Here is a 1,917-nt window from a genome sequence, read left to right as displayed (position 1 = left end):
GACTTGACCAAAATAAACCTAAAGGTTTATATCGCCAACTAAATCTTTAATTATATGTTTATAAGGAAGATTTCAGTTGCTAAAAATAAATAATGGAAAACATTAAATGTTAGCAGTTTTGAAAGTACTAACAAAAGTTAATACTTTAATCGAAAGATTATGTGGTTATTATAGCAAAGAGGATACACCTGTTCCCATTCCGAACACAGAAGTTAAGCTCTTGAGCGGCAATGGTACTTGGGGGGCGACCCCCTGGGAGAGTAGCACGTAGCCACGTAATCTTTTTTTGTATAAATGTTTAAACATACCTAATTGGTATGTTTTTATTATGGGCTTTTAGCCTGTTGAGTATGTATACTCAATATTAAACCACCCGCTATGCGGATGCGGAAACGATAGTTATACTAAAAAATCACCTTTTCTAAGATATAATGTAGTTGTTCAGGCTACAAAATGATGAAAGGAAAGGTGATTTTATGGCAAATAAAACGAATAGCTTAGCTCATACAAAATGGCTATGCAAATATCATATTATATTTACACCTAAGTATAGACGAAAAATCATATATAATCAATATCGAGAAAGCATAGGTCAAATAATTAGACAATTATGTAACTATAAAGGTGTTGAAATAATTGAAGGGCACTTGATGCCCGATCATATACATATGCTAGTTAGTATACCACCAAAGTTGAGTGTATCTAGTTTTATGGGATATTTGAAAGGCAAAAGTGAACTAATGATATTCGATAGACATGCAAATCTAAAATATAAGTTTGGGAATAGACACTTTTGGGTCGAAGGATTTTACGTTAGTACCGTAGGCCTTAACGAAGCAACAATTAAAAAATATATACAGGAACAAGAAAATCAAGACATATTAAAAGATAAATTAAGTGTCAAAGAATATAAAGACCATTTCAAAGGGTAGTTGGTAACAAAAAATCCCTTTAGGGATTACCTAGTATCAAAAGGCATTTTGGTATGAACAAAGTAAAAAACATCATCCTTTAGACGCTGTCACCAAAAAAGGTTTATAAGCCACACGTTTTACGGTGGATTATGATTATTTAACTTAAATTGAGAAAATCTAAGTGGGAATTAATTATGAATGAAAGATTTAATTAAGTAATTAATTTTTAACAAAGAATGAAAATATAATTTATTTAATGAAATTATTAAAGAGTGATAAATAAACAATATTTGTAAGGAATCTAAATGAATATTGTTTATGATTAAAGTGACTTTTAGTGATATTAAAGAATATTGAAAAATAAAATATAAAAATGATAAATAGACGCAGGAGGTAATAGTATTGTAATTAAATAATTATTTAAAAACTGGACATAATTATTTTTCTTTTGAGTATATTAATAAATGATAATAAAATTATTAATAGAAATCATTAATATATATTAAACAATATAAATAAAAGTTATACACATTATCAACGATTACTTGTGAATAAAAATATATGATTGGTAATATACCAGTGATTAAAGTTGTTTATAATGTGGATAAGAAATAATATGCTATGTTAATAAGTTTTTATTAATTTATGGTGTAAAAAAAATTTAAAAAAAACTATTGACCAATATATTTTACGATGGTATAGTAATACTTGTCCTTGAGACAGGGACAAAATGCCAACGAAAAACTTATTGAAAAAGTGGTTGACAAAGAAAAACAGCTTTGGTAAAATAAAGAAGCTGAAACAAGCAAAGAACTTTGAAAATTAAACAGTAGGTTAACAATAAATTAATTCTTTAAGAATTAAACTGAAACAACAAACAAACCAAGCCAGATATTCAGATAATGATTAGTCTGAGCAATGGACAACTTTTTTATGAGAGTTTGATCCTGGCTCAGGATGAACGCTGGCGGCGTGCCTAACACATGCAAGTCGAGCGATTCTC

General features: G+C 28.5%; 1 protein-coding gene and 2 rRNA genes. All 3 read left to right on the top strand.

Features of this window, described 5'->3' with window-relative positions; genetic code table 11:
- Positions 1 to 160 precede the first annotated feature (160 nt).
- A 5S ribosomal RNA gene (rrf, locus tag QX51_RS17955) occupies positions 161 to 277 on the top strand.
- 199 nt (positions 278 to 476) lie between these two features.
- Complete coding sequence (gene tnpA, locus QX51_RS17950) at positions 477 to 932, top strand: IS200/IS605 family transposase (RefSeq protein WP_039681276.1); 456 nt, start codon at positions 477 to 479, stop codon at positions 930 to 932.
- 911 nt (positions 933 to 1,843) lie between these two features.
- Positions 1,844 to 1,917, top strand: a 16S ribosomal RNA gene (locus QX51_RS17945); the annotation flags it as partial.

Origin of the sequence: Terrisporobacter othiniensis (assembly GCF_000808015.1) — a bacterium.
Lineage (GTDB): Bacteria > Bacillota > Clostridia > Peptostreptococcales > Peptostreptococcaceae > Terrisporobacter > Terrisporobacter muris.
This window is presented reverse-complemented; position numbering and strand designations above follow the sequence as displayed.

Bases quoted from the DNA above. Each gene is read 5' to 3' on its own strand.
- tnpA (WP_039681276.1), top strand. From the start codon at position 477: ATGGCAAATAAAACGAATAGCTTAGCTCATACAAAATGGCTATGCAAA.